The organism is Paraburkholderia kirstenboschensis, from assembly GCF_032806925.1.
GTDB classification, from domain to species: domain Bacteria; phylum Pseudomonadota; class Gammaproteobacteria; order Burkholderiales; family Burkholderiaceae; genus Paraburkholderia; species Paraburkholderia kirstenboschensis.
Map to the genome: position 1 here is coordinate 1 of NZ_CP136513.1, position 22,943 is coordinate 22,943.

14 protein-coding genes, 2 tRNA genes, 3 rRNA genes and 4 pseudogenes are annotated in these 22,943 nt (G+C 59.6%); 12 read left to right on the plus strand and 11 right to left on the minus strand.

Annotated elements, in window-relative coordinates:
* The first annotated feature begins 313 nt into the window (after positions 1-313).
* The 5 genes from RW095_RS22600 (at position 314) to rrf (ending at position 5,730) form a co-directional block, all read left to right on the plus strand.
* Positions 314-1,848, plus strand: a 16S ribosomal RNA gene (locus RW095_RS22600).
* A gap of 76 nt (positions 1,849-1,924) precedes the next feature.
* Positions 1,925-2,001, plus strand: a tRNA-Ile gene (locus tag RW095_RS22605).
* Positions 2,002-2,055: 54 nt separating this feature from the next.
* Positions 2,056-2,131 (plus strand) — tRNA-Ala (locus RW095_RS22610).
* A gap of 380 nt (positions 2,132-2,511) precedes the next feature.
* Positions 2,512-5,392 (plus strand): 23S ribosomal RNA (locus RW095_RS22615).
* A gap of 224 nt (positions 5,393-5,616) precedes the next feature.
* A 5S ribosomal RNA gene (gene rrf / locus RW095_RS22620) occupies positions 5,617-5,730 on the plus strand.
* Together the 16S, 23S and 5S rRNA genes with 2 tRNA genes alongside form the textbook arrangement of a ribosomal RNA operon.
* Positions 5,731-5,868: 138 nt before the next feature.
* On the opposite strand, the pseudogene RW095_RS22625 reads toward rrf, so the two are convergent.
* Both RW095_RS22625 and RW095_RS22630 read right to left on the minus strand, forming a co-directional pair.
* Positions 5,869-6,102 (minus strand): annotated as a pseudogene (locus RW095_RS22625) (lipocalin family protein); the annotation flags it as partial.
* A 368-nt stretch (positions 6,103-6,470) separates the two neighbouring features.
* Entirely contained in the window at positions 6,471-7,370 is a 900-nt protein-coding gene (locus tag RW095_RS22630) for a LysR family transcriptional regulator (protein WP_317021237.1), read from the minus strand.
* 110 nt (positions 7,371-7,480) lie between these two features.
* On the opposite strand from RW095_RS22630, the gene RW095_RS22635 reads away from it, so the two are divergent.
* The 5 genes from RW095_RS22635 (at position 7,481) to RW095_RS22655 (ending at position 12,870) form a co-directional block, all read left to right on the plus strand.
* Positions 7,481-8,899, plus strand: a complete 1,419-nt coding sequence (locus RW095_RS22635; RefSeq protein WP_317021238.1) for an aldehyde dehydrogenase family protein — start codon at positions 7,481-7,483, stop codon at positions 8,897-8,899.
* A gap of 375 nt (positions 8,900-9,274) precedes the next feature.
* On the plus strand, positions 9,275-10,321 hold the full coding sequence (locus RW095_RS22640) for a sensor histidine kinase (protein ID WP_317021239.1): 1,047 nt from the start codon (positions 9,275-9,277) through the stop codon (positions 10,319-10,321).
* Positions 10,322-10,659: 338 nt separating this feature from the next.
* Positions 10,660-11,043 carry a BON domain-containing protein gene (locus RW095_RS22645; RefSeq protein WP_317021240.1) on the plus strand — a complete coding sequence of 128 codons (384 nt, stop codon included), beginning with the start codon at positions 10,660-10,662 and terminating at the stop codon, positions 11,041-11,043.
* A gap of 117 nt (positions 11,044-11,160) precedes the next feature.
* Positions 11,161-11,604, plus strand: a complete 444-nt coding sequence (locus RW095_RS22650; protein WP_317021241.1) for a DUF3331 domain-containing protein — start codon at positions 11,161-11,163, stop codon at positions 11,602-11,604.
* An 87-nt stretch (positions 11,605-11,691) separates the two neighbouring features.
* Entirely contained in the window at positions 11,692-12,870 is a 1,179-nt protein-coding gene (locus RW095_RS22655) for an MFS transporter (protein ID WP_317021242.1), read from the plus strand.
* A gap of 27 nt (positions 12,871-12,897) precedes the next feature.
* Here the strand turns inward: RW095_RS22655 and RW095_RS22660 are convergent, their stop codons facing one another.
* A complete protein-coding gene (locus RW095_RS22660; protein ID WP_317021243.1) occupies positions 12,898-14,286 on the minus strand; it encodes an aminotransferase-like domain-containing protein in 1,389 nt (462 codons plus the stop codon).
* A gap of 160 nt (positions 14,287-14,446) precedes the next feature.
* Between RW095_RS22660 and RW095_RS22665 the strand changes: the two are divergent.
* Both RW095_RS22665 and RW095_RS22670 read left to right on the plus strand, forming a co-directional pair.
* A pseudogene (locus tag RW095_RS22665) lies at positions 14,447-15,157 on the plus strand (sensor histidine kinase); the annotation flags it as partial.
* 272 nt (positions 15,158-15,429) lie between these two features.
* Positions 15,430-16,830, plus strand: coding sequence for an amidase family protein (locus tag RW095_RS22670; RefSeq protein ID WP_317021244.1), 1,401 nt, complete (start codon positions 15,430-15,432; stop codon positions 16,828-16,830).
* A gap of 116 nt (positions 16,831-16,946) precedes the next feature.
* Here RW095_RS22670 and RW095_RS22675 read toward each other — a convergent pair whose 3' ends face one another.
* The 8 genes and pseudogenes from RW095_RS22675 to RW095_RS22710 all read right to left on the minus strand — a co-directional run bounded on the left by RW095_RS22675 (position 16,947) and on the right by RW095_RS22710 (position 22,825).
* A complete protein-coding gene (locus RW095_RS22675) occupies positions 16,947-17,117 on the minus strand; it encodes a hypothetical protein (RefSeq protein ID WP_317021245.1) in 171 nt (56 codons plus the stop codon).
* 18 nt (positions 17,118-17,135) lie between these two features.
* On the minus strand, positions 17,136-17,396 hold the full coding sequence (locus RW095_RS22680; RefSeq protein WP_317021246.1) for a universal stress protein: 261 nt from the start codon (positions 17,394-17,396) through the stop codon (positions 17,136-17,138).
* Between the two features lie 90 nt (positions 17,397-17,486).
* Positions 17,487-17,612: pseudogene (locus RW095_RS22685) on the minus strand (RNA polymerase sigma factor); the annotation flags it as partial.
* An 83-nt stretch (positions 17,613-17,695) separates the two neighbouring features.
* Positions 17,696-18,718, minus strand: a complete 1,023-nt coding sequence (locus tag RW095_RS22690; RefSeq protein ID WP_317021247.1) for a zf-HC2 domain-containing protein — start codon at positions 18,716-18,718, stop codon at positions 17,696-17,698.
* Complete coding sequence (locus RW095_RS22695; RefSeq protein WP_317021248.1) at positions 18,715-19,263, minus strand: RNA polymerase sigma factor; 549 nt, start codon at positions 19,261-19,263, stop codon at positions 18,715-18,717. The genes RW095_RS22690 and RW095_RS22695 overlap by 4 nt, the downstream gene beginning before the upstream one ends.
* A gap of 294 nt (positions 19,264-19,557) precedes the next feature.
* Complete coding sequence (locus RW095_RS22700; RefSeq protein ID WP_317021249.1) at positions 19,558-20,403, minus strand: CPBP family intramembrane glutamic endopeptidase; 846 nt, start codon at positions 20,401-20,403, stop codon at positions 19,558-19,560.
* Positions 20,404-20,501: 98 nt separating this feature from the next.
* On the minus strand, positions 20,502-20,840 hold the full coding sequence (locus RW095_RS41555) for a hypothetical protein (RefSeq protein ID WP_394365212.1): 339 nt from the start codon (positions 20,838-20,840) through the stop codon (positions 20,502-20,504).
* Positions 20,841-21,552: 712 nt separating this feature from the next.
* A pseudogene (locus RW095_RS22710) lies at positions 21,553-22,825 on the minus strand (epoxide hydrolase family protein).
* Positions 22,826-22,943 lie beyond the last annotated feature (118 nt).

The window sequence follows — 22,943 nt, forward strand, 5'->3', positions numbered from 1 at the left end:
TCTTCATAATCTCGTTTCTCTGCTGCTGATGCAGCGACGCAGAACGAAGCGGTGCCGGGTGGTGGTGGTAAGGGCAGCGCAGCGTGAAGCGTACCGATCTTTAAAAACTAACAGCCGATAAGTGTGGGCGCTTGATGCGCGACGCGAGTCCTGCCTTTGCGGAGTATTGCGTGGGGTGGGGCGTTAAAGCGAAAGTATCAAGTCTCACACAGTAATGAAAGGAAGGTTTGGCCGTTGAAAGATGGTTGAACACTTCGTCAGTACGTTGAGTGAGCGACCGGTTGGTAAAACAACCGAAAACAGTAACAGGTTTGAACTGAAGAGTTTGATCCTGGCTCAGATTGAACGCTGGCGGCATGCCTTACACATGCAAGTCGAACGGCAGCACGGGAGCAATCCTGGTGGCGAGTGGCGAACGGGTGAGTAATACATCGGAACGTGTCCTGTAGTGGGGGATAGCCCGGCGAAAGCCGGATTAATACCGCATACGCTCTGCGGAGGAAAGCGGGGGATCCTTCGGGACCTCGCGCTACAGGGGCGGCCGATGGCAGATTAGCTAGTTGGTGGGGTAAAGGCCTACCAAGGCGACGATCTGTAGCTGGTCTGAGAGGACGACCAGCCACACTGGGACTGAGACACGGCCCAGACTCCTACGGGAGGCAGCAGTGGGGAATTTTGGACAATGGGCGCAAGCCTGATCCAGCAATGCCGCGTGTGTGAAGAAGGCCTTCGGGTTGTAAAGCACTTTTGTCCGGAAAGAAAACTTCTGGGTTAATACCCTGGGAGGATGACGGTACCGGAAGAATAAGCACCGGCTAACTACGTGCCAGCAGCCGCGGTAATACGTAGGGTGCAAGCGTTAATCGGAATTACTGGGCGTAAAGCGTGCGCAGGCGGTTCGCTAAGACAGATGTGAAATCCCCGGGCTTAACCTGGGAACTGCATTTGTGACTGGCGGGCTAGAGTATGGCAGAGGGGGGTAGAATTCCACGTGTAGCAGTGAAATGCGTAGAGATGTGGAGGAATACCGATGGCGAAGGCAGCCCCCTGGGCCAATACTGACGCTCATGCACGAAAGCGTGGGGAGCAAACAGGATTAGATACCCTGGTAGTCCACGCCCTAAACGATGTCAACTAGTTGTCGGGTCTTCATTGACTTGGTAACGTAGCTAACGCGTGAAGTTGACCGCCTGGGGAGTACGGTCGCAAGATTAAAACTCAAAGGAATTGACGGGGACCCGCACAAGCGGTGGATGATGTGGATTAATTCGATGCAACGCGAAAAACCTTACCTACCCTTGACATGTATGGAATCCTGCTGAGAGGTGGGAGTGCCCGAAAGGGAGCCATAACACAGGTGCTGCATGGCTGTCGTCAGCTCGTGTCGTGAGATGTTGGGTTAAGTCCCGCAACGAGCGCAACCCTTGTCCCTAGTTGCTACGCAAGAGCACTCCAGGGAGACTGCCGGTGACAAACCGGAGGAAGGTGGGGATGACGTCAAGTCCTCATGGCCCTTATGGGTAGGGCTTCACACGTCATACAATGGTCGGAACAGAGGGTCGCCAACCCGCGAGGGGGAGCCAATCCCAGAAAACCGATCGTAGTCCGGATCGCACTCTGCAACTCGAGTGCGTGAAGCTGGAATCGCTAGTAATCGCGGATCAGCATGCCGCGGTGAATACGTTCCCGGGTCTTGTACACACCGCCCGTCACACCATGGGAGTGGGTTTCACCAGAAGTAGGTAGCCTAACCTGCGAAGGAGGGCGCTTACCACGGTGGGATTCATGACTGGGGTGAAGTCGTAACAAGGTAGCCGTATCGGAAGGTGCGGCTGGATCACCTCCTTTCTCGAGCTAGACGCGTCAAGGTGTTGAGCGCTCACGCTTATCGGCTGTAGTAGTGAAGAAACGCAGACAGACTCAGGGGTCTGTAGCTCAGTCGGTTAGAGCACCGTCTTGATAAGGCGGGGGTCGATGGTTCGAATCCATCCAGACCCACCACTGTCTTGTCTGGTGAGCTGACCGTCTAAAAACCTCTGGGATATCTGTATGACTGGGGGATTAGCTCAGCTGGGAGAGCACCTGCTTTGCAAGCAGGGGGTCGTCGGTTCGATCCCGTCATCCTCCACCAATCCTCAATGCGTAGCGTTCTGTGTGAAAGACCCAGAGCGTTGTGCATTGGCGATTGAGCCAGTCAGAAAGATGCATGGTTATAGCAACCGTGCGATCGGCTGAACGTTCTTTAACAATCAGGAAGAAGTAGTAAAGAGATTCACGAAAGTGTACCTGGAGATGGGTACATGAGTAGGTGAATCAGGGTTGTGATTGTATCAATGTATTTTTTAAGTGATCGAAAGATTGCTTTGGAATACGGCGCAACACGAATACTCAACCTGTAACGGTTGTGCAAGCTGCCCGGCCTTCCCAGTGAAGGTTCCATCCCCTGCGGGGATCGGATGGGAGTAGGCGCTAAAGCGCCAACTCGCATCGGGAGAGACACACCCGTTATAGGGTCAAGCGAACAAGTGCATGTGGTGGATGCCTTGGCGATCACAGGCGATGAAGGACGCGGTAGCCTGCGAAAAGCTTCGGGGAGCTGGCAAACGAGCTTTGATCCGAAGATGTCCGAATGGGGAAACCCACCTCTTTTGAGGTATCCGTAGCTGAATACATAGGCTACGTGAAGCGAACGCGGTGAACTGAAACATCTAAGTAACCGCAGGAAAAGAAATCAACCGAGATTCCCAGAGTAGTGGCGAGCGAAATGGGACCAGCCTGTACTCTTTATTCTTGCTGTTAGTCGAAGGCTCTGGAAAGTGCCGCCATAGCAGGTGATAGCCCTGTAGACGAAAACAGCTGGAAAGAACTAGGTGTACGACAAGTAGGGCGGGACACGTGAAATCCTGTCTGAAGATGGGGGGACCATCCTCCAAGGCTAAATACTCGTGATCGACCGATAGTGAACCAGTACCGTGAGGGAAAGGCGAAAAGAACCCCGGGAGGGGAGTGAAACAGATCCTGAAACCGCATGCATACAAACAGTCGGAGCCTTCGCAAGGGGGTGACGGCGTACCTTTTGTATAATGGGTCAGCGACTTACATTCAGTGGCAAGCTTAACCGATTAGGGCAGGCGTAGCGAAAGCGAGTCCGAACAGGGCGTTCAGTCGCTGGGTGTAGACCCGAAACCAGGTGATCTATCCATGGCCAGGATGAAGGTGCGGTAACACGTACTGGAGGTCCGAACCCACTAACGTTGAAAAGTTAGGGGATGAGCTGTGGATAGGGGTGAAAGGCTAAACAAACCTGGAAATAGCTGGTTCTCTCCGAAAACTATTTAGGTAGTGCCTCGTGTATCACCTTCGGGGGTAGAGCACTGTCATGGTTGTGGGGTCCATTGCGGATTACTACGCCATAGCAAACTCCGAATACCGAAGAGTGCAATCACGGGAGACAGACATCGGGTGCTAACGTCCGGTGTCAAGAGGGAAACAACCCAGACCGCCAGCTAAGGTCCCCAAATATGGCTAAGTGGGAAACGAAGTGGGAAGGCTAAAACAGTCAGGAGGTTGGCTTAGAAGCAGCCATCCTTTAAAGAAAGCGTAATAGCTCACTGATCGAGTCGTCCTGCGCGGAAGATGTAACGGGGCTAAGCCATATACCGAAGCTGCGGATGCACATTTATGTGCATGGTAGGAGAGCGTTCCGTAAGCCTGCGAAGGTGCACTGGAAAGTGTGCTGGAGGTATCGGAAGTGCGAATGCTGACATGAGTAGCGATAAAGGGGGTGAAAGGCCCCCTCGCCGTAAGCCCAAGGTTTCCTACGCAACGTTCATCGGCGTAGGGTGAGTCGGCCCCTAAGGCGAGGCAGAAATGCGTAGCTGATGGGAAGCAGGTTAATATTCCTGCACCATTGTTAAATGCGATGGGGGGACGGATCGCGGAAGGTTGTCCGGGTGTTGGAAGTCCCGGTCCTTGCATTGGAGAAGGCGCTCAGGCAAATCCGGGCGCGGAATTCAAGGGTGCGAGGCCATTCACTTCGGTGAAGAAGCAATCGGAAGTGGTTCCAAGAAAAGCCTCTAAGCTTCAGTTTAACAGGACCGTACCGCAAACCGACACAGGTGGGCGAGATGAGTATTCTAAGGCGCTTGAGAGAACTCGGGAGAAGGAACTCGGCAAATTGGTACCGTAACTTCGGGATAAGGTACGCCCCTGTAGCTTGACGCCCCTGCGGGCGAAGGGTGAAGGGGTTGCAATAAACTGGTGGCTGCGACTGTTTAATAAAAACACAGCACTCTGCAAACACGAAAGTGGACGTATAGGGTGTGACGCCTGCCCGGTGCCGGAAGATTAAATGATGGGGTGCAAGCTCCTGATTGAAGTCCCGGTAAACGGCGGCCGTAACTATAACGGTCCTAAGGTAGCGAAATTCCTTGTCGGGTAAGTTCCGACCTGCACGAATGGCGTAACGATGGCCACACTGTCTCCTCCCGAGACTCAGCGAAGTTGAAGTGTTTGTGATGATGCAATCTCCCCGCGGCTAGACGGAAAGACCCCATGAACCTTTACTGTAGCTTTGCATTGGACTTTGAACCGGTCTGTGTAGGATAGGTGGGAGGCTGTGAAGCGTGAACGCCAGTTTGCGTGGAGCCATCCTTGAAATACCACCCTGATCTGTTTGAGGTTCTAACCTTGGTCCGTAATCCGGATCGGGGACAGTGCATGGTAGGCAGTTTGACTGGGGCGGTCTCCTCCCAAAGTGTAACGGAGGAGTACGAAGGTACGCTAGGTACGGTCGGAAATCGTGCTGATAGTGCAATGGCATAAGCGTGCTTAACTGCGAGACCGACAAGTCGAGCAGGTGCGAAAGCAGGTCATAGTGATCCGGTGGTTCTGTATGGAAGGGCCATCGCTCAACGGATAAAAGGTACTCTGGGGATAACAGGCTGATACCGCCCAAGAGTTCATATCGACGGCGGTGTTTGGCACCTCGATGTCGGCTCATCTCATCCTGGGGCTGTAGCCGGTCCCAAGGGTATGGCTGTTCGCCATTTAAAGAGGTACGTGAGCTGGGTTTAAAACGTCGTGAGACAGTTTGGTCCCTATCTGCCGTGGGCGCTGGATATTTGAAGGGGGCTGCTCCTAGTACGAGAGGACCGGAGTGGACGAACCTCTGGTGTACCGGTTGTCACGCCAGTGGCATCGCCGGGTAGCTATGTTCGGAAGAGATAACCGCTGAAAGCATCTAAGCGGGAAACTCGCCTTAAGATGAGATATCCCCGGGGCTTCGAGCCCCTTGAAGGGTCGTTCAAGACCAGGACGTTGATAGGTCAGGTGTGTAAGCGCAGTAATGTGCTCAGCTAACTGATACTAATTGCCCGTAAGGCTTGATCCTATAACAGGTGTGTCTCGACCCACGTTAGCGCCTTGAGCGCTTACGCGGGTCCGATCCCCGAAGGGGATGCGCTGAACCTCCCCAGGAGGTCGCAGCACACACGGTTGGGATTCAGTGTTGTGCCTGAAACAACACAACCCGCCTCACCTGAGGTTGACTCATCAGACACTACTTCTTCCCCGATTGGCTGTACTGCCCCACCGGCAGTACGGCAACCCGTCATGCCTGATGACCATAGCGAGTCGGTACCACCCCTTCCCATCCCGAACAGGACCGTGAAACGACTCCACGCCGATGATAGTGCGGATTGCCCGTGTGAAAGTAGGTAATCGTCAGGCTCCCCAGCAGCATCAGAAACCCCACCCCTAAAAGGGTGGGGTTTCTGCGTTTACGCGCCGACAAAACCCCGGCACACCGGCGGCCGGAACAGGCCGGGTTCAGCCCGGGTCCAGCCCGGGTCCAGGCCATATCGCCCGTCACTGCCTGCCGGTCCGCAGCGCGTTCACGTACCCCGTCAGCTCCAGATAAGCTCGCCCGAGATCAGCGCCATCGCGGCTCACCCGCGCCGCGCCTTCCCAGTACACTGCGCCGGTAGACTGCCGCGAGTCCAGTTCCTGGTCGTCCATCAGCGGATCCAACTGCCATGTCAGTGCGCCGGTTCGCACCGTCATCGACACAGGGTACGACGCGTTCGTGCGCGGCGAGCGCCATGTGTCCATCTGCGGCTCGGCGTCAATCAATGCCAACTGCTGCTATCAGGCGACGCGCAGTGGCGACGGAAAAAAGCGAGCGGCAAGCAACCTAACCAATTCAAATACCGTTGCCGCCCATAGTGGCAAAACGCTCGCGGGGAAGCTTGGAACCCGTCATCGGCTCAGACAACGGACCACCTCTCATAGCATATCGGGATCGACGCTCCGAACCTTCATTCCACCAATGGTTGTATCGCGCGTCCACTACGGCACATTGGTCCCGTTGGATTGCTAGCGGGGTTCCCTTAGACATCCAAAGAGAAGCGATGTCATTCCATCGAGACCATAAATGCCACACACATCATCCCGAACCACCCGTTCCAAACCTATTTGAAATCGCTAACCTCGTGGATAAAGTCAATAAGCGCACGCAGCGCCGGCGGCAAATGCCGGTGACCGGAATAGTAGAGGCATAAACCCGGCACCGGTCTCACCCAATCGTCCAGAACGCGCTCAAGACGGCCTTCGGCCAGGTCGTTTGTCACGTACCACTCGGCAAGTTGCACCAGCCCCACGCCTCGTCGTACCGCCTCGCGCATCAGAATGGGCGCATCGAGTACCAATCTGCCCGGCACGTCCATGTTGAATCTCTCGGTGCCCCGATCGAATTCCCGAGGCGACGGCACTCCGCTCGGGAGCCGAGCACGAATGCACGAATGCTCCAGGAGATCAGCCGGTGTCATAGGCTTAGGATGCCTGACGAAATATTCTGCCGATCCCACAATGGCCACAGGTGTATCGGCCGTTATAGGCACACGGATCATGTCGCCCGGAACACGCGAACTCGAGCGCAGCCCGGCGTCGAAGCCTTCCGCAATGATGTCCACCATCCGTCCTTCGGTAACGAGGTCGATGGTGATGCCTGGGTAGCGTTGCAGAAACCCGATCATAACGGGCTGAAATGTCATGAGCGCCGCGCCAAGAGAGCTGTTGATCCGAAGAGTGCCCGTCAGCTTGTCCTCGCGCTCGCTCACCGCTGCCATTGCATCCTGGATATGCGCCACCGCAGGTCTGATCTGATCGACGAATTGCCGACCGGCCTCTGTCAGGGAGACACTGCGGGTAGTACGGTGAAACAGGCGGACGCCGAGCCTTGCCTCAAGACCCGCCACGGCGTTACTCACAGCCGAGGTGGACATGTCCAGATCCACCGCAGCCGACCGAAAGCCTCGCCGTCTCGCCACCGCCAGCACAACCTCGAGTTCGGTCAAGCCGCTTTTGTTCATTGTTCTGGTTTCCGCGATAAGTCGTCGCTGACTCCCCATATTATCAAATCAATGCGCCACCCCCAGACTATCCCTATTCCGGCAACCGCCGGTGCTTTTAGGGAAAGAATATGTGGAACATCGACAAGGCGTACATAGACGGGACGTTCGTCCCCGTGCAAGGGAGCGAAGTTGTCGAGACGACCAATCCATCGACGGAGCAGGTCATCGGCACCGCGACGTTGGCTAGTCGTGACGACGCCAGGCGCGCGATTGCAGCCGCCCAACGCGCTCAGCAGACACTCGCGCGCACCAGCAAGGCCGAGCGCATCGACATGCTTATGCGACTCGAGACGGCTGTTCTGGCAAGTACCGAGCGCATCCGTGACGCCACGATCGACGAATACGGCGGTCCTGTCGCGCGTGCTCAATGGGTTAGTGAATATGCATCGCAGTGCTTCGCGAATGCGGCAAAGGTGCTCGACGGTTACCCGCTGACCCGGCGCGTAGGAGACGCGACCGTGTTCATGACGCCGGTCGGCGTGGCTGGGCTGATCGCTCCCTGGAACAGCACGGCAGGCACGATTTGCAGCAAGCTGGCGTCGGCGATCGCGGCCGGCTGCGCCTCGGTCATCAAGCCTAGTGAATTGAGTCCCATCCAGACTATGGTGGTCGCCGAAGCACTGCACAGCGCGGGCTTGCCCCCGGGTGTGTTCAATATTCTCCTTGGACGAGGCGCGGACGTCGGCGACGAAATCAGCACCAATCCCGGCGTGGCGAAGATTTCGTTTACCGGCTCGACGCCCACCGGCAAACTCATCGCCAGTGTCGGGATCGAAACTATGAAGCGGGTCAGTCTGTCGCTAACCGGCAAATCCGCCTCCGTCTTACTGGACGACGCGGACCTTAGCAGTGCAATTCCGCTCGCGCTGAACGCCGCCTTCATGAACAACGGCCAGGCGTGCGTTGCCGGTACGCGGTTTCTGGTTCCGCGCTCGCGCGTCGACGAGGTGATCGAACAGGTGAAGGCCGCGGTCGCAACCATGCACGTGGGCGACCCGCGCGACCCATCCACCGTCGTGGGGCCGCTCGTCAACCGGGCCCAGCACGATCGCGTGCAGCATTTCATCCGCCGAGGGGTGGAGCAGGGCGCTTTGCTGGTGGCAGGAGGCGAAGGCCGGCCGGCAGGACTGGACAAGGGCTATTTCGTGAACCCGACGGTGTTCGCGGGCGTACGCAACGACATGGACATCGCGCGTGAAGAAATCTTCGGCCCGGTGTTGTCGATTCTGGCGTACGACAACGAGGACGACGCTATCCGGATCGCCAACGACTCGATCTACGGTCTTCAAGCCTACGTGTTCTCATCGCAGGCCGAGAGAGCGGAGCGCGTCGCCTCGCAACTGGAAGCAGGCACGGTGTTGATCAACCGCATCAGGCCCGAGCTTCTCGCGCCGTTCGGTGGGCTGAAGCAGTCCGGAATGGGCCGGGAGTTTGGCGTGCACGGCCTGGAAGCATTTCTGGAGCCGAAGGCCGTCGTCTCGGCCTAGTCGGGCAGAGCGGCTGCGCTAATGCATCATGCCCCCGCGGCGCCTCGATCAATTGGGTTTTGCGAGTCGCCGCTCTTCAAACACTTGCGCGCCGTCCCACAAACCTTTCTGGAACGCAGTGCAAAAAACCAGCAGGCAAAAGCCCTGCATCGGCACAAGACATTCACTTCACGCTTGTTCGCAATCACTGTCCGTGCCTCGCGGACAGTCGTTTTCCCAGCATCAAGGTGCATCTCTGCTGCATAGCAAACTTTCAAACTGTCGTAGGTACGGTTCGCTGTCTGTAGTTGTCAACTGTACCTTTTAAAAGGGTACAAAACACCTATCATTCGCGCATCCGCTTCCAAACAGAATGAGAGCAACAGGAGAACGAAGATGATTGCGTATCCCACCCATTCAGGTAACGCGCTGCTGGAACGGCCGACGGGGGATCGCACGCATTCGGCTCGACATCTGCGGCATTTGCCGGGCCCGGCACGGCGCGCGGGTGCGGTGCTCCTGTTGGCCAGCCTTAGCGTCTATTGCGCGCACCTCGGGGAAGAATCCGCGTGGCCCCCGCTGACAGGCGTCGGCTTGACGCTCGTCGCATTGGCCGCCGTCGCAATGAGCCTTGCCGCCGCGGCGACTCTTAAGGCGACCGCACTTTTGAGCGGACTGAAACTGCTCACCGCCGCGATCGAAGCAGACACCGGTGAAGGTACAGAAGCCGTGTTATTCGAGGACGGAACGCCGGCGATCGCGCGACTGGCTCGCGCGATCAACGCGGCCGCGCGCTATCGCGCCGGACGTCAGGCCGAGCTGCTGCAAGTGCTCGCCGCCTATGCGCACGATCAGCGCACGCCGTTGACACGCATGGGCATGCGCTGTGAACTGCTCGAAGACCCCGCGGTACGCGATGCATTGCAACGCGATCTCGCGGAGATGGCCGAACTGGTCGAAGCCAGCTTGTCTTGCGCGAAGATGCAGTGCAGCGCGGGCGAGCAGACACAGCGCGTCGATGCGGACAATCTGCTGGGCACACTGATCGGCGATTACCGGGACGCCGGGCGCACTGTGGCGTTGGAGGGAAGCGTGGGGTGTTCGCTCGTCACATGCCCGCATGCGCTGCGCCGCGTGCTGATGAACCTCATCGACAACGCGCTCCGATACGGCGGCGACGCGCGCCTGTGCGTCCGAGTCGAAGCGCGTCGGCTCGTCCTGGCCGTGGCGGACTCGGGGCCCGGCATTCTGCCCGCGCAAATGGACGCGGTGTTTGCGCCGTGGTACAGGTCTCCGGAGACGTCCGCGCGTGCGCCGGGTTCGGGACTGGGGCTCGCGATCGCGCGGCGTCTAACGCTCGCCATGCGCGGCGAACTGCAACTGGAAAACCGTCGCACCGGTGGTCTCGAAGCGCGGCTCACCTTGCCGCTGGCGACCGCCTGAATACCTTGGCGTTGAAACGCCGTTCATTTCTGCAGGCGGGGCTTGCATGTTCGATCGACACTCGAAACGGGTACATCACGAACACCAGCTCGCACGCGCACATCCCACCTTCTTCGGAGACGAGTTCCACCGATGTGTCGCGCGATACTTTCGGATACCTGGCCGACACATCCGGGATACATTCCGCGCTTCTAATGGATGCGTGGCGCGAGGTTAGCAACGTCGAGATAACACTCGACGCAATACGTGACCAGGCGCATCGTAGTTGCAGTGATGGTTCTTGCAGTGACAGTTTTATAACTCAAACGATTTTCTCTCATACTTGAAAGGATCAAATCATGAAACTTCGACAACTCGTTGTGAGCAGCGGCCTCGCGATCGCCGTCGCCGCATTCGCGTACACACCGGCCTTCGCGGCGGACACGGCGGCTGCTGCGTCGGACAGCACCGCGGCGACCAGCAAGCCGGCGCCGACGAAGAAGTCGGTTCGGGCAGCTAATCGTGCGTTCTCCAAGACGGTCCATAAGGCGATCTTCAAGACCAAGGGTCTCGAACAGTCTTCGATCGCCGTTTTCGGCGATGCCAAGACGGGGCATGTGACGCTGTCTGGACAGATCGCAAGCCAGGACCAGGAACGCATCGCGGTCGACGCCGCGAAGAAGGTGCAAGGCGTGACCTCGGTCAGCAGCAAGCTGACGCTGCGCGAGCAAGGCGGAAGCTAAGCAGACAAAGCGGCACACGGCGCGGCGCCTGATCGGGCAACTGCGCCGCACGTTTCGTCACCGTCAAGCCTCGGGCCGTTTCGCACTATGTCCACGCATGCTACTGGAGATGGATCGATGACCGTACCTTCCAAAGACCATATCGTGGTTCGCGCGCTACTGAACGTGCTCGATCCGTCCGCCGAGCAGCTCGACGCGTGCGCGAAAAAGCCGTTCGTGAAGCTCAAGAAGCGCGGCGTCAACGCATGTGCGCCCGCGGCCGACGACCATCGCCGCATGGTGGGACGGCCCGCTAACATCGTAGTCGTCGAGCGCCTGTCGGCATGCACGATCAGCGTCTCGTGGAGCGACGCGTGTTCCGGCCGCTACACCGAGCAGATCTGGTGCAGCGGTCTCGCTCACGTCGCCGCCGTCTGCGCGCTGACGGGCCGCGCGATCCATCGCGGCGACCAGGTGTTTCGTCCGCGCACACGCGAAGTGCGTGTGCCGCCGAACCGCCATCAGATGATTCTTGCCGCGACTATCGGTCATCGCGCCGACCTGGCAATCGCGGGAACGTGACACTACTGGTTGGCGACGCTCGCGGTTCGCGTTTTTGCGAGCGGAGCAGAGCGAGCTTCGGTTCAACCAGTCATGCGGATTCTCCCAATGCGCCCATTCAGCGCTTTCTTCGTGCTTATCGGCACCTTGCTCGCAGCGGGCGGGTACGGAGCGACGTTTTTCCTCTCGATGCATTTCCGCTCGATGGGAGGGAACGATCTCGATACCGGGCTGGCGCTTGCGGAAGCAACAGTTGGCACGCTCGTCGGCGTGCCGCTGGTGGGCTGGTTCGCGCAGCGCATCGGCGCCGCTCGCACGACCGCGCTCGCGGCGTTGTGCATCGGCGCGGGCGTGGCTGGGTTCGCGTTGATCGACCGCATGAGCGGTCTGAGCGTATTTCCTGGCTTTCTCGTGGGATTCGGCTGGGGCGCGTTCTGTCTTGCCGCGCCGATGGCGCTCGCGGAACGCACGAGCGATACGGACCGCGGCTTCTGGTTCATGCGTTTCGGCACGATCCAGATGGCGGGCATCGGCGGATGTCCTGCCGCGGCCGCGTTCGCCATTCGTTCATGGCATTGGCCGCTTACCAGCGTGCTCTACATCGTCGGCGGTCTGTGCGCGCTCGCCGCGCTGATGCTCGAAGTATTCGGCCGGATATCGCCGCATTCGTCGGCATCGCCCGTGCAGGAGCGCTGGCTGCGCCAGATCGGCGCCATTAGCCGAACGCGTGCGGCTTACCCGATCGTGATGATTTCGCTGTGCGCCTGCGTTTTCTCAGGCTTGATGACGTTCCAGATGTCTTTCGTGCAAGGCACGCATGCGCAGGCGGGCACCTTTTTCAGCCTGTATGCGGTGACCGTCGTGGTCGCCCGCTGGCTGCTTACTCGCGTCGTGATCCGGCTACATCGCGAGGTCGCGACGAAACTGCTGCTTGGCATCATGGTGCTCGGCATTGCGGCGATGTTCGCGGTGCCGTACTACACAGGGTTCCATTCCGCGAGCGCTGTGCTGCTCGGGACCGGTTACGGTCTCGTCTATCCGACCATTCAGGCGCAGGCGGTCAACGATTCCGCCGCGATGCACCGCCCGGCCGTGTTGACCTGGTTCGTGGTCGCGTACTTTCTCGGCACGTTCGGCTTTCCGGCGATCGGCGGCTGGGTGCTGGTTCATCTGGGCAAGATCGCTTTGATTGCGCTGATCGCGACATGCGGCCTTGCGGCGCTCATGCTTGCCATCATGCGTGACAGGCACGATAGGCCCAGAATCGGGCCGTTCGCGAAGGCTTGAATAGCCGCGCGTGGCGCTTGCGCCGGGTTACGGCGCAATCGCACGCAATGCATTGACGAAACGTTCGTCGGCGAGATAAGCGACGTTGAACCGGGAATACGCCGAGACGCGCTCCGACGCGGGCGAGAAAACGGCGCCCGGCGCGAGAATCACACCGCGATCCAGCATTGCCTTCGCGAGTTTCATCGAGTCGGTCCATTCTGGCAATGACGCCCACAAGTACATGCTTTGCTCGCTTTCCTTGAAGATCTCCGCGCCCAGTTTTTTGAGCGCGGTTTTTGCCGTCGCGGTTGCGCGTCTCAATTTTTCCTGAAGTTGATTCGTATGCCGAAGGAAATGGCCGTCGCTGACAATGGCCGCGAGCGTGCGCTCGCTGTATTCTGAACTGCTCACGTGGATCAGCATTTTCACATCGGCGAGATCGCTCGCGAGCGCCGCGTTGCACGCGAGAAAGCCGACTCGCAATGCCGCCGAGACGGACTTCGAAAAGCTGCCCACATAAATGGTGCGGCGCAGTTGATCGAGGGTGGCGATACGTGTCAATGATCGCGGCCGCAGGTCGGCGAAGGCGTCGTCTTCCACGATGACCGTGTCGTGCGTTTCGGCAAGTTGCAGAATGCGATACGCCTTGGCAGCGCTCGTATCCGTAGCCGTGGGATTATGTCCGACCGATTGCGTGAAGAACAGCTTCGGCCGGTGCTCGATCATGCAGCGTTCGAGTTCGGCGAGATTCGGTCCGTCTACTTCGCGCGGCACGCCGATGATATTCGCGCCGCTCAGTTTCAGTTTGCCGAACAGCGGATAGTAGCCGGGGTCGTCCACGAGTACGGTGTCGCCCGGCCGCACGAAATAACGCAAGACGAGGTCCATGGCCTGATTGGCGCCATGCGTGAGAACGATCTGTGAAGGCGCGGCCTCGATCTCATAGCCCGACAGTTTCTGCTGCAGCGACTGGCGCAGCGGCAGATAACCGTAGCGGCTGCCATAGCGGAATAGCGACGCGACGCCAGTGCGCACAACCCGCTGATGGTACTGATCGAGCCGGGTCGCTTCGAGCCATTCGATAGGCGGAAAGCCTTCGCCGAGATTGAGAACATCGGGCTTGACCTGCAATTGCTCGCGCATCAACCAGACGGTATCCATTGCACGATCGAGCACGCCGCTTTCTTCCGCTTCGGTCGCGGCTTTCGCTCTTTGCGCGACATAAAAACCGGAGCCTCGCCGAGGCTCGATCAGTCCGCTCGCGGTAAGCATTTCGAATGCGCTGATGACCGTGTTCTTCGAACAACCGGAGGCATCAGCATATTCCCTGATTGAAGGAAGTTTGGAGCCTGCGGGAATCACGCCTTCTTCAATCTGTTTGGCGAGATTGTCTGCCATGGAACTCGACAGACTCGCACTTGTACGCAGGCTCATTGACGCGACTCCGCAGAATATAAAAGTGTTACTGGTACAGCGGTGCAACTGTAAGCGCCAACTGTACCTTTTAAAGGGGTACGGTCTGCCTATTATTGATCCTTTTCACTTCCTCGCCGGAATATTCCTTGGTAGCGAGTGTGTCCGCCGTATAGCGCCGCTACCCGAGCGCGGTCCGTCTGCCGTGTCGCGGTTGACGCGCGTAATCAATCTCACGCGCCGTCGTCATGCGGCCCGCCTCGCGGAACTGCTCGATAGTCAGGCCGCTTACGCACACGACCCGCAGGTACCGCTCAAGCGCATGGGCGTTCGCTGCGAGACGCTCGACGATCTCGCGTTGCGGCGTTCGCTGACGCGCGACCTCGCCGAAATGAAGCAGCTAGTCGAGGCGAGCATGGCTTGCGCGAGACTGCAGTGCAACGTCGAAGAGCCGCCAACGCGTGTGCATGTCGACGGACTGCTCACCGGCCTGATCGACGACTATCGCGATGCGGGGCATTGCATCGAGCTCGGAGGCGAGGTGGGTTATTCGATCGAGACTTGCCCGCATGCGCTTCGCCGCGTACTCGTCAATCTGATCGACAACGCATTGCGTTACGGCAGCGACGTGCATTTGCGCTTGCGAGTTGAAGCGCAGGCCGTGGTATTTGTCGTGCTGGATAACGGACCGGGTATCGAACCGTCGAAGATGGAAGCGGTATTCGCGCCGTGGTATCGCGCGCCGCACACTGCCGCACGCGCGCACGGTTCGGGCCTCGGTCTCGCGATCGCGCGCCGCCTCACACTGGCGATGCGCGGCGAGCTTTGTTTAGAAAACCGCCTTACGGGCGGGCTCGAAGCGCGGCTCACGTTGCCGTTGATCGTCGCATGAACGACGCGACGGCGAGCGCGATGTCGGTCAACTGTCGAATGCGATGCGCTCAATGCGTTAAGGGCCATCGCGTTCCCCCGCGAGTCTATGCAACGATCGATGCGTTTCCTTCTTGCCGTTTTTGCATCACCGTTCACTGCATGGCACGTGTGGACTTTCGTAGCGCAATGTATCTGCGGCGCCTCTGGAAAAACTGGCTTGCAAAGCGGCATCAGCTGGAAATACAGCGGATACGTTGAGCCTGTCAAATAAGAATTCTTATTGGAGGCAACATGAGTGAACTATGGCGTTTGTCCGCGGCCGAGTTGGCCGGACTGGTCAAGACCCGCAACGTATCTGCTCGCGAGGCGGCGCAATCCGCGCTCGAACGGCTCGATGCGGTGAATCCGAAAGTCAACGCAGTGGTTGCGCATCAGCCCGAGCTGGTACTCGAGCAAGCGGATAACGTCGACCGCGCAATAGCGCGCGGCGAAGATCCGGGGCCGCTCGCCGGCGTGCCGGTCACGACGAAGATCGATACTGACCATGCCGGTTTCGCGACCACTAACGGTACGCGATTACAGGAAAACCTCGTGGCGCACGCCAATAGTCCCGCTGTCGACAATCTCGCGAAGGCCGGTGCGGTCTTGCTTGGCCGGAGCAATTCGCCGACCTTCGCGCTGCGCTGGTTCACTTCGAACCAGGTGCATGGCCGCACACTGAATCCGCGCAACCCGAAACTGACGCCGGGCGGCTCGACCGGCGGTGGCGCAGCAGCCGTCACGGCGGGCATCGGCCAGCTTGCGCTCGGCACCGACATCGGCGGCTCGTTGCGCTATCCCGCCTACGCATGCGGTGTACACGGGCTCCGGCCGACCTTCGGTCGCGTGCCGGCCTTCAACGCTTCGTCGCCGGAGCGCGCGATCGGTGCGCAGCTAATGTCCGCTACCGGGCCGATCGCGCGCACTGTGCAGGACCTGCGCCTCGGTCTCGCCGCGCTCGCCGCGGCTGACTTGCGCGATCCCTGGTATGTGCCGATGCCACTCGAAGGACGCGCGGTGCCGTTGCACGCGGCCATCTGCCTGCGGCCGGGCGGCTTACAGATCGCGAAGGAAGTGGAGGACGCCTTGCTCGACGCCGCGCGCCGTTTGGTCGACGCTGGTTGGACCGTCGAGGAAATCGACGACGTGCCGGCGATTCGTGAAGCGGCGCAATTGCAGGAGCGGTTGTGGCTCGGCGACGGCTTCGAGGCGCTCGCCGACATGGTGGCGAGCGACGGCGATCCTGGCGCGCACGCGGTGGTCGCGGCCGCGCGTCTCAAAGTGAAAGACCTGCCCGCCGATGTGATCAGCCGTTCGCTCGTGCGGCGCACTACGTCGTTGCGTCAATGGCGGCTGTTTCTTGATCAGTACGCGGTCGTGCTGATGCCGGTTTCGTCGGAGCTCCCTTTCCCCGACGACCTCGACATGCAGGGCGCAGCGGGCTTCGACCGCGTGTGGGAAGCACAACTGACAATGCGCGCTTTGCCCGCGATGGGTTTGCCGGGGCTGGCGGTGACGACGCAACTCGTCGACGGCGTGCCGGTCGGCGTTCAGATCGTCGCGGCGCACTTTCGTGAAGACCTGTGCCTGCTCGCGGGCGAAGCGACCGAAGCGCGCGGTGCACCGGTGTCTCCCGTCGATCCGGACTTCTGAGTGTGTAGAGGCCTGCACTGTGAGGCACACGTCGTCGCGAACAACCTGTTGTGCGTGTTCGCGGCGAGTGCAAAGGCATGCGCGTAACGCAACTTCACAGTGCGGACCATTCGACGCTATGCCGATGGCAGCGTCACGGTGACGATAGTCGATCCGCACAGGCGTTCGGCCAGATCGAGATGAACCGGCCGCTCGCCCAACCAGCGCAAGAGTCCTTTTTGCGTTCGGTGGCCGACCACCACGATATCCGAATTGAAGTGGGCCGCGTGTCGCGAGACGGCGTCCACGGTGCGTCCGAAAGTAAGCTAGCCGTGAGCGGTGACGCCGTTGTCCACGAGTTTGCCAATGGCGGTTTGCAACGTATGGCGCGCGAGTTCTTCGAGGCGGCTGTAGGCGAGATCGCTCAGCATGCCCGCGGAATTCACATTCGCGCAGACCGGGTCGACGACCGACACCACATCGACCTCGGCCGACAATGCCAGCGAGAGTTGCGAACAACGCGACAACGCGGCTTGGGACTCGTCTGTGCCGTCGTACACGAGCAGCACTCTGAAAAGAGATGACATGTGTCTATCGCAAGTTAGGGCCTGAGGGGCGGTGCTGACACAAAAACACGCCACCCCGCGCGTTTATTCCCGCTTGACGCGGGCGCGGCACTATCTCGCCGTTTTGCAGTCGTCGTCGAACACGGCGCCGATGGTCCGGCGCGCGCGCGACAGCCGGCTCATCACGGTGCCTGCTGGTATCTGCAGCGCGTGGGGAGCCTCCTGATAAGCGACGCCTATCCCTTCTGTGTGAGGCGCATTTGCAACTCGAATAACGAAGCCGTGCAGTGATTCTTGCCGGTATTTCACCTCCGAATCTCTCAACTCGCGAACGCGCGATCGGCTTTCGACAACTGGCCGAGGAGTTCTTCGACATTGCTTTCGGAAATGCGTTTGCCGATCGCACCGAGATCGGTATCGCCGGGCGTGGCGATCAGCGCGTAGCTCAGCTTGGCGCGCCGCCACGTGACGACGTCCATGCTGTCTACCTGTTGTTGCGCGAGCGCCGAGTCTGCCTTTTCGTCCTTCATCACGCACAGCGCAACTGGCAGGCCTTTTTCGGGCAGATAGACGATTTGCACCAGCGGCTTGTTGTTATAACGCAGACGCTGTATGCGCTTGAACGTCAGCCCGGCCGAACGGAGATCGGGCACGCGGATCGGCAGTCCGTCGTCGTGGCGGATGTTATCGACAATGTGCGCAGCAGCGGCCATATTGGACGAATCCGACGCGACGGTATCACGCGTGTAAAGGCGCTGATAACTGACTGCCGCCATGACCCACGACGACGCGCTGGCATGTGCGCCGGCTTGTGTCCTGGCTTGTGTCCTGGCTTGTGTCCCGGCTTGTGTCCCGTTCTGCTCGGCCACCTGATCGGTCACTTGCTCAGCCACTTGAGCGGCTGGTCGCGCGAAGCCGCCTTGAGCCGCCCCGGGCGCGAAGCGCAGTACCGCCCCGCAGCAGAACGCGCCGGCGATGAACGCCACCGCGAGCCATGGTGCGGCGGTGCGTAACCGCGAGCGTACCGGCAGGGACTGGCCTGCGAGAGCATCGGGCTGCGAGTCGGGGGCGGCCGCGCGATGGTTGCCGCCCACTGACGCGGCCTCGGCGGGTGTCGCGTACGCGTGCGCGAGTTCGGCGATCTTGCGAGTGAGGCTTTCCGGGACCGGCGGCAATGCCTGTTGCTGGAACGCGCGCCGATAGGGCAGCACCGACGCTTCGAGTAACGCAACGCGTTCGGCGACATCGGCCGAGGTGCGAATCGCCTTCTCGACTTCCTCGCGCTCGCGCGGCGTTAGTTCGCCATCCACATATGCCATGAGCAGGATGTCGTCCATTTTCATGCCCCTTGGTCCTTACTAATCGCCGCGCTGTTTACGCGTTCTTCTTTGAGGTCATTGAAGAGGGCACCGATGGCCTGGCGAGCCCGCGAAAGCCTGCTCATTATCGTGCCGATCGGCACGCCGAGCGCCTCGGCCGCTTCCTTGTAGGAAAGGCCCTCCACGCCTACCAGCAGCATAACCACGCGCTGTGATTCGGGCAACCGCTGCACCGCCTCGACGATCTGGCCATCCATGACGTTCTCTTCCGGCGTGCGCACGGCCGGGTCGGCGACGGTTTCCAGGAAGTCGTCGTCCCAATCCATGCCCGAGCGGCCGCGCACGCTGCGCGCGCGCAGTTCGTTGATCCACGTGGATTGCACGATCGAGAACATCCAGCTGAGCGGTGCGGTGCCCGGTTGCAATTGATGCGCGCGTTCGAGCGCGCGCACGCAAGCGCGCTGCACGAGATCTTCCGCATCGTGCTGATCTCCCGAAATACGCAGCGCGAATGCCCACAGACGCGGCAGCAGCGGCGGAAGCATGGCGGACAGGTCGGCGGCGGTCATTGGCACGAGTCCTCGTCCGATGCGGCACTGCCGGCGTGCACCGGCTCGGCGAATAAGTGCTCTCTGATATGGCAGGAGCACCGCTGTCGGGTTGATTCGTGCGGCAAGGTCCGCGTCCGACTCGAACGTCGACGCTTGAGGACGGGTTGCGGTATCTGACGAGTATCCATGGGTTCAGGCGAAATTGGGCAGGCAATCCATCAACACGTAAACAAGCCGATCGAACTGTTATTCCGTCAGGGCCGCAACATGACGCAAATTGCCGTATCGCACTTGCCCGGCACATCCGCGCTTTTATGACCGGGCGATGAATGGATAGGTAAACAAGCCGAATTGCATCAGATTGAGTCCGAAGTGCGTAAGCATCGCGGCTTGCAGTCCGCCGGCACGATACGCGATGCCGTAGCCCAGGCCCGATAGTCCCGCCAGCACAACCAGCGCAGCGCCACCCTGATAGTGCGCGAAACCGAAGAGAACGGCCGCGACGATAAGCCCGAACCACCAGGCTTGTGGCCGCGCTTTCATCAGGCGCGCTATTCCTGCTTGAATATAGCCGCGGAAAAATGCTTCTTCGGCGAACGCAACCAGCAGGAAATTGTTGAGCATCCAGAGCCATGTGAGACGCGGCCACTTCGGCGCCCAGGCAATCGAACCGGCTTCGAACGCGATAAAAAGGCAGACCGCCGACGTGAGCGCATAAGCGCCGAGCGCGGAAACCGCCACGACGGGGAATGTTTTCTTCGGCTGAACCCACGGATAGGTGAGCAGCAGCCAGAAGCCGATTAACGGCTTATCGAAGTTCAGGTACATCGTATAAGGCGTGGCGTCGGGAGTGAAACGCGCGGCATCGATCACCTTCAGATTATGAAAGCCCGGTAGCCAATGCTGAAAGAGGCCGAGCGCCACGATCACGAAAACGACATTGCAGAGCAGTTTGCCGAGCGGCGAAGGATTCCATTGCAACAGAATGCCGGTGCAGAGCAGGAGGACGACTGGAACTATCGCGAGTACATGCAATTGTCCGAGCGCGAAGGCGAGCCCGTAGCCGATAGCGAGAAGAACTAATGTCAGTCGGCGGGGCGCTCGAAAAATCGCCGTGGAAGCGGCGATAAAAATGGCAATCCATGGCAATGCGGCCATTAGAACTTCCGGAAATTTTTAGAGGCTGTTGCTCGATTAGCACCGCGAGTTAGCAGCGCAACTAGCAGCGCGGATTTGTACCGCGTCAGTTCGCGGCTTCAGGCCGGCCGATAGGTCTTGAAGACTGTCGTGCGATGGTAGCCGACTCTCAGATAAACGGGCAGGCCCGCGTCGGTAGCGTGAAGGATGGTCCGCCTGATTCCGGTTGCATGGTACGCCGCACTGAGCGCACAGCGGACCGTGGCCTCGCCGAACCCATTGCGTTGCGCGTCGGGCCGCGTCGCCACGAGCGCGAGATAGACCGCGCCGTCGTTGACGATCGCCGCCGCGGTCGAGACGGCTGACCGTTCAGATAACCGATGTAAGCAAAGGCCACTTTCTTCCAGAACGTCGATCCGGCAAGGCCCGCGCGTCCCGCTTCGAGCGGAAAACCGTATCCTTCGCTATTGATGTCGGCATAGGCCTGCAATGCCGTTTCGCTGTCGACGCGCGCAAAGTCCAGCACCGGATGCGGCAAGCCCGCTTGGAGCGGCAGAATATCGCCGGCCATGCCTGTGATATCGAGCGCGAAAGTCAGATTCTCGCTCGCGGCGATTGCGCCGAGTTCTTCGCGCGCCGCACCGCTCAGCAGATCTTCGCATACATATACGAGGCCGCTGTGCTGTTTCGCCAGCATATAAGTACGCGACATTCTCAGGCGAACCCGCAGCAGATCGCTATCCGAAATGTTCTCGTTGATGAATAGCGCGTTCAAGAACGGAAATGGGCTGTCCGCCCAGCATACCGAGAGTCCCGCTTTATCGCGCAGATCGGCGCCCTTGCGTTCGCCGGCCAGTACTTTCCACATCGACACATACTGGTCGTTGGATTCGAGAATTTCTGATCTTTTCATGACTATCGGGCTGGTGGCTGAAGACGCGATGCACGGCAAAGCAATGGCGTTGAGATGCCCAATGACACGTATCGCGCGTTGTATCAGTCCAGAACACCTAAGCAGGGGGCTTTATTCCAATGGCGAGGTGTTTTTGGCAAGATGGGTTGTTACGAGGCGAAATAGCCTTCCGTGTAATCTCGCAGAAAGCCGCATTGCAAGCTTGAAATGAACTGACGGCGACCGCGCGATGCGCTCGCCGTGACTCACGGCTCGCCTTAACGCAGCGTGCGGAACGCGGCGCGAACTTCGGTTGCGAACAGTTGCGGCTGCTCCCACGCGGCGAAGTGACCGCCTTTGTCGACTTCGTTGAAATAGATCAGATTGTGATAAGCGCGCTCGGTCCAGCTACGCGGCGCCTGATAGATCTCTCCGGGGAAGACCGTCACCGCAGCGGGCAACGAGATATCCACGGCATTGAAGTTGTTGGAATGATCTTCCCAGTAGATCTGCGCGGCGGAGGTGGCGCTGTCCGTCAACCAGTAGAGCGAGATGTCGTCGAGAATCTCGTCGCGCGTGAGCGAGCGTTCCGGCACGCCGCCGCTATACGTCCATTGCGAAATCTTGTCGTACATCCACGCGGCCTGGCCCACCGGCGAATCCGCGAGTGCATAGCCGACGGTCTGCGGCCGGGTCACCATCATCGTTGCATAGCCGCAATTGTCGCGATAGAAAACGTTCAGCGAGTTATAGGCCGCTTTCTCTCTCGGCGACAGATCGGCTGGCGCCGGTTCTCCGAGCGAGAGCAAAGTAGCGATATCCGGCGGGACGGTTGCGGGCATGTTGACGTGAATGCCGATTAAGCCTTTCACCTTTTGCATCGCCATGCGGTGCGAGATGACCGATCCGCAATCGCCGCCTTGCGAAACGAAGCGCGTATAGCGCGAGACGCGCCATCAACTCGCCCCAAGCGCGAGCGATGTGGTCCGAGCCCCAGCCGGTCGACTTCGGTTGTTCGGAAAAGCCGAAGCCTGGCAGCGACGGCACGACGATGTGAAACGCGTCGTCGGCGCTGCCGCCGTATGCGGTCGGGTCGGTGAGCGGCCCGATGACCTTGATGAGTTCGAAGATCGAGCCCGGCCAACCATGCGTCATGATGAGCGGCAATGCATTCTTGTGGCGCGAACGCACATGGATGAACTGTATGTCGAGTCCGTCTATTTCGGTCATGAACATCGGCAGCGCGTTCAGTTTCGCCTCGCCTTTACGCCAGTCGTAATCAGTGCCCCAATACTTCGCCAGCGCCTGCATTCTGACGAGCCGCACGCCTTGCGATTCATCCGCGACGGTCTCTTTGCCTGGCCGGCGCGTGGCAGCGATGCGTCGGCGCAGATCGGCCATATCTTCTTCGGGCACGCTGACCTTGAACGGACGGACCTTGCTGTCGCCGGCGGCGGCGAACACGGAGCCGGGAATCAGCCCCATGGCGCCGACTGCGACCGAGGCGGCGAGAACGTGACGTCGAGCGGGAAAAAACGGTATTGAAGACATGTTTGATTTCCTGGCGCTATAAGAAGCCGGCGGGCCGATCGCGGCGAACCGGAATGTTCACGAAGAGAGCGCTCCACGGCCGAACTTGTCGATGAGCAAGCGGTATGGAGCGCGACTC

What these genes read in the sequence shown, in the direction of transcription:
- RW095_RS22630 (WP_317021237.1), bottom strand. Translation starts at nt 7,370, where the DNA reads ATGAACAAAAGCGGCTTGACCGAACTCGAGGTTGTGCTGGCGGTGGCG.
- RW095_RS22635 (WP_317021238.1), top strand. Translation starts at nt 7,481, where the DNA reads ATGTGGAACATCGACAAGGCGTACATAGACGGGACGTTCGTCCCCGTG.
- RW095_RS22640 (WP_317021239.1), top strand. Translation starts at nt 9,275, where the DNA reads ATGATTGCGTATCCCACCCATTCAGGTAACGCGCTGCTGGAACGGCCG.
- RW095_RS22645 (WP_317021240.1), top strand. Translation starts at nt 10,660, where the DNA reads ATGAAACTTCGACAACTCGTTGTGAGCAGCGGCCTCGCGATCGCCGTC.
- RW095_RS22650 (WP_317021241.1), top strand. Translation starts at nt 11,161, where the DNA reads ATGACCGTACCTTCCAAAGACCATATCGTGGTTCGCGCGCTACTGAAC.
- RW095_RS22655 (WP_317021242.1), top strand. Translation starts at nt 11,692, where the DNA reads ATGCGCCCATTCAGCGCTTTCTTCGTGCTTATCGGCACCTTGCTCGCA.
- RW095_RS22660 (WP_317021243.1), bottom strand. Translation starts at nt 14,286, where the DNA reads ATGAGCCTGCGTACAAGTGCGAGTCTGTCGAGTTCCATGGCAGACAAT.
- RW095_RS22670 (WP_317021244.1), top strand. Translation starts at nt 15,430, where the DNA reads ATGAGTGAACTATGGCGTTTGTCCGCGGCCGAGTTGGCCGGACTGGTC.
- RW095_RS22680 (WP_317021246.1), bottom strand. Translation starts at nt 17,396, where the DNA reads ATGTCATCTCTTTTCAGAGTGCTGCTCGTGTACGACGGCACAGACGAG.
- RW095_RS22690 (WP_317021247.1), bottom strand. Translation starts at nt 18,718, where the DNA reads ATGAAAATGGACGACATCCTGCTCATGGCATATGTGGATGGCGAACTA.
- RW095_RS22695 (WP_317021248.1), bottom strand. Translation starts at nt 19,263, where the DNA reads ATGACCGCCGCCGACCTGTCCGCCATGCTTCCGCCGCTGCTGCCGCGT.
- RW095_RS22700 (WP_317021249.1), bottom strand. Translation starts at nt 20,403, where the DNA reads ATGGCCGCATTGCCATGGATTGCCATTTTTATCGCCGCTTCCACGGCG.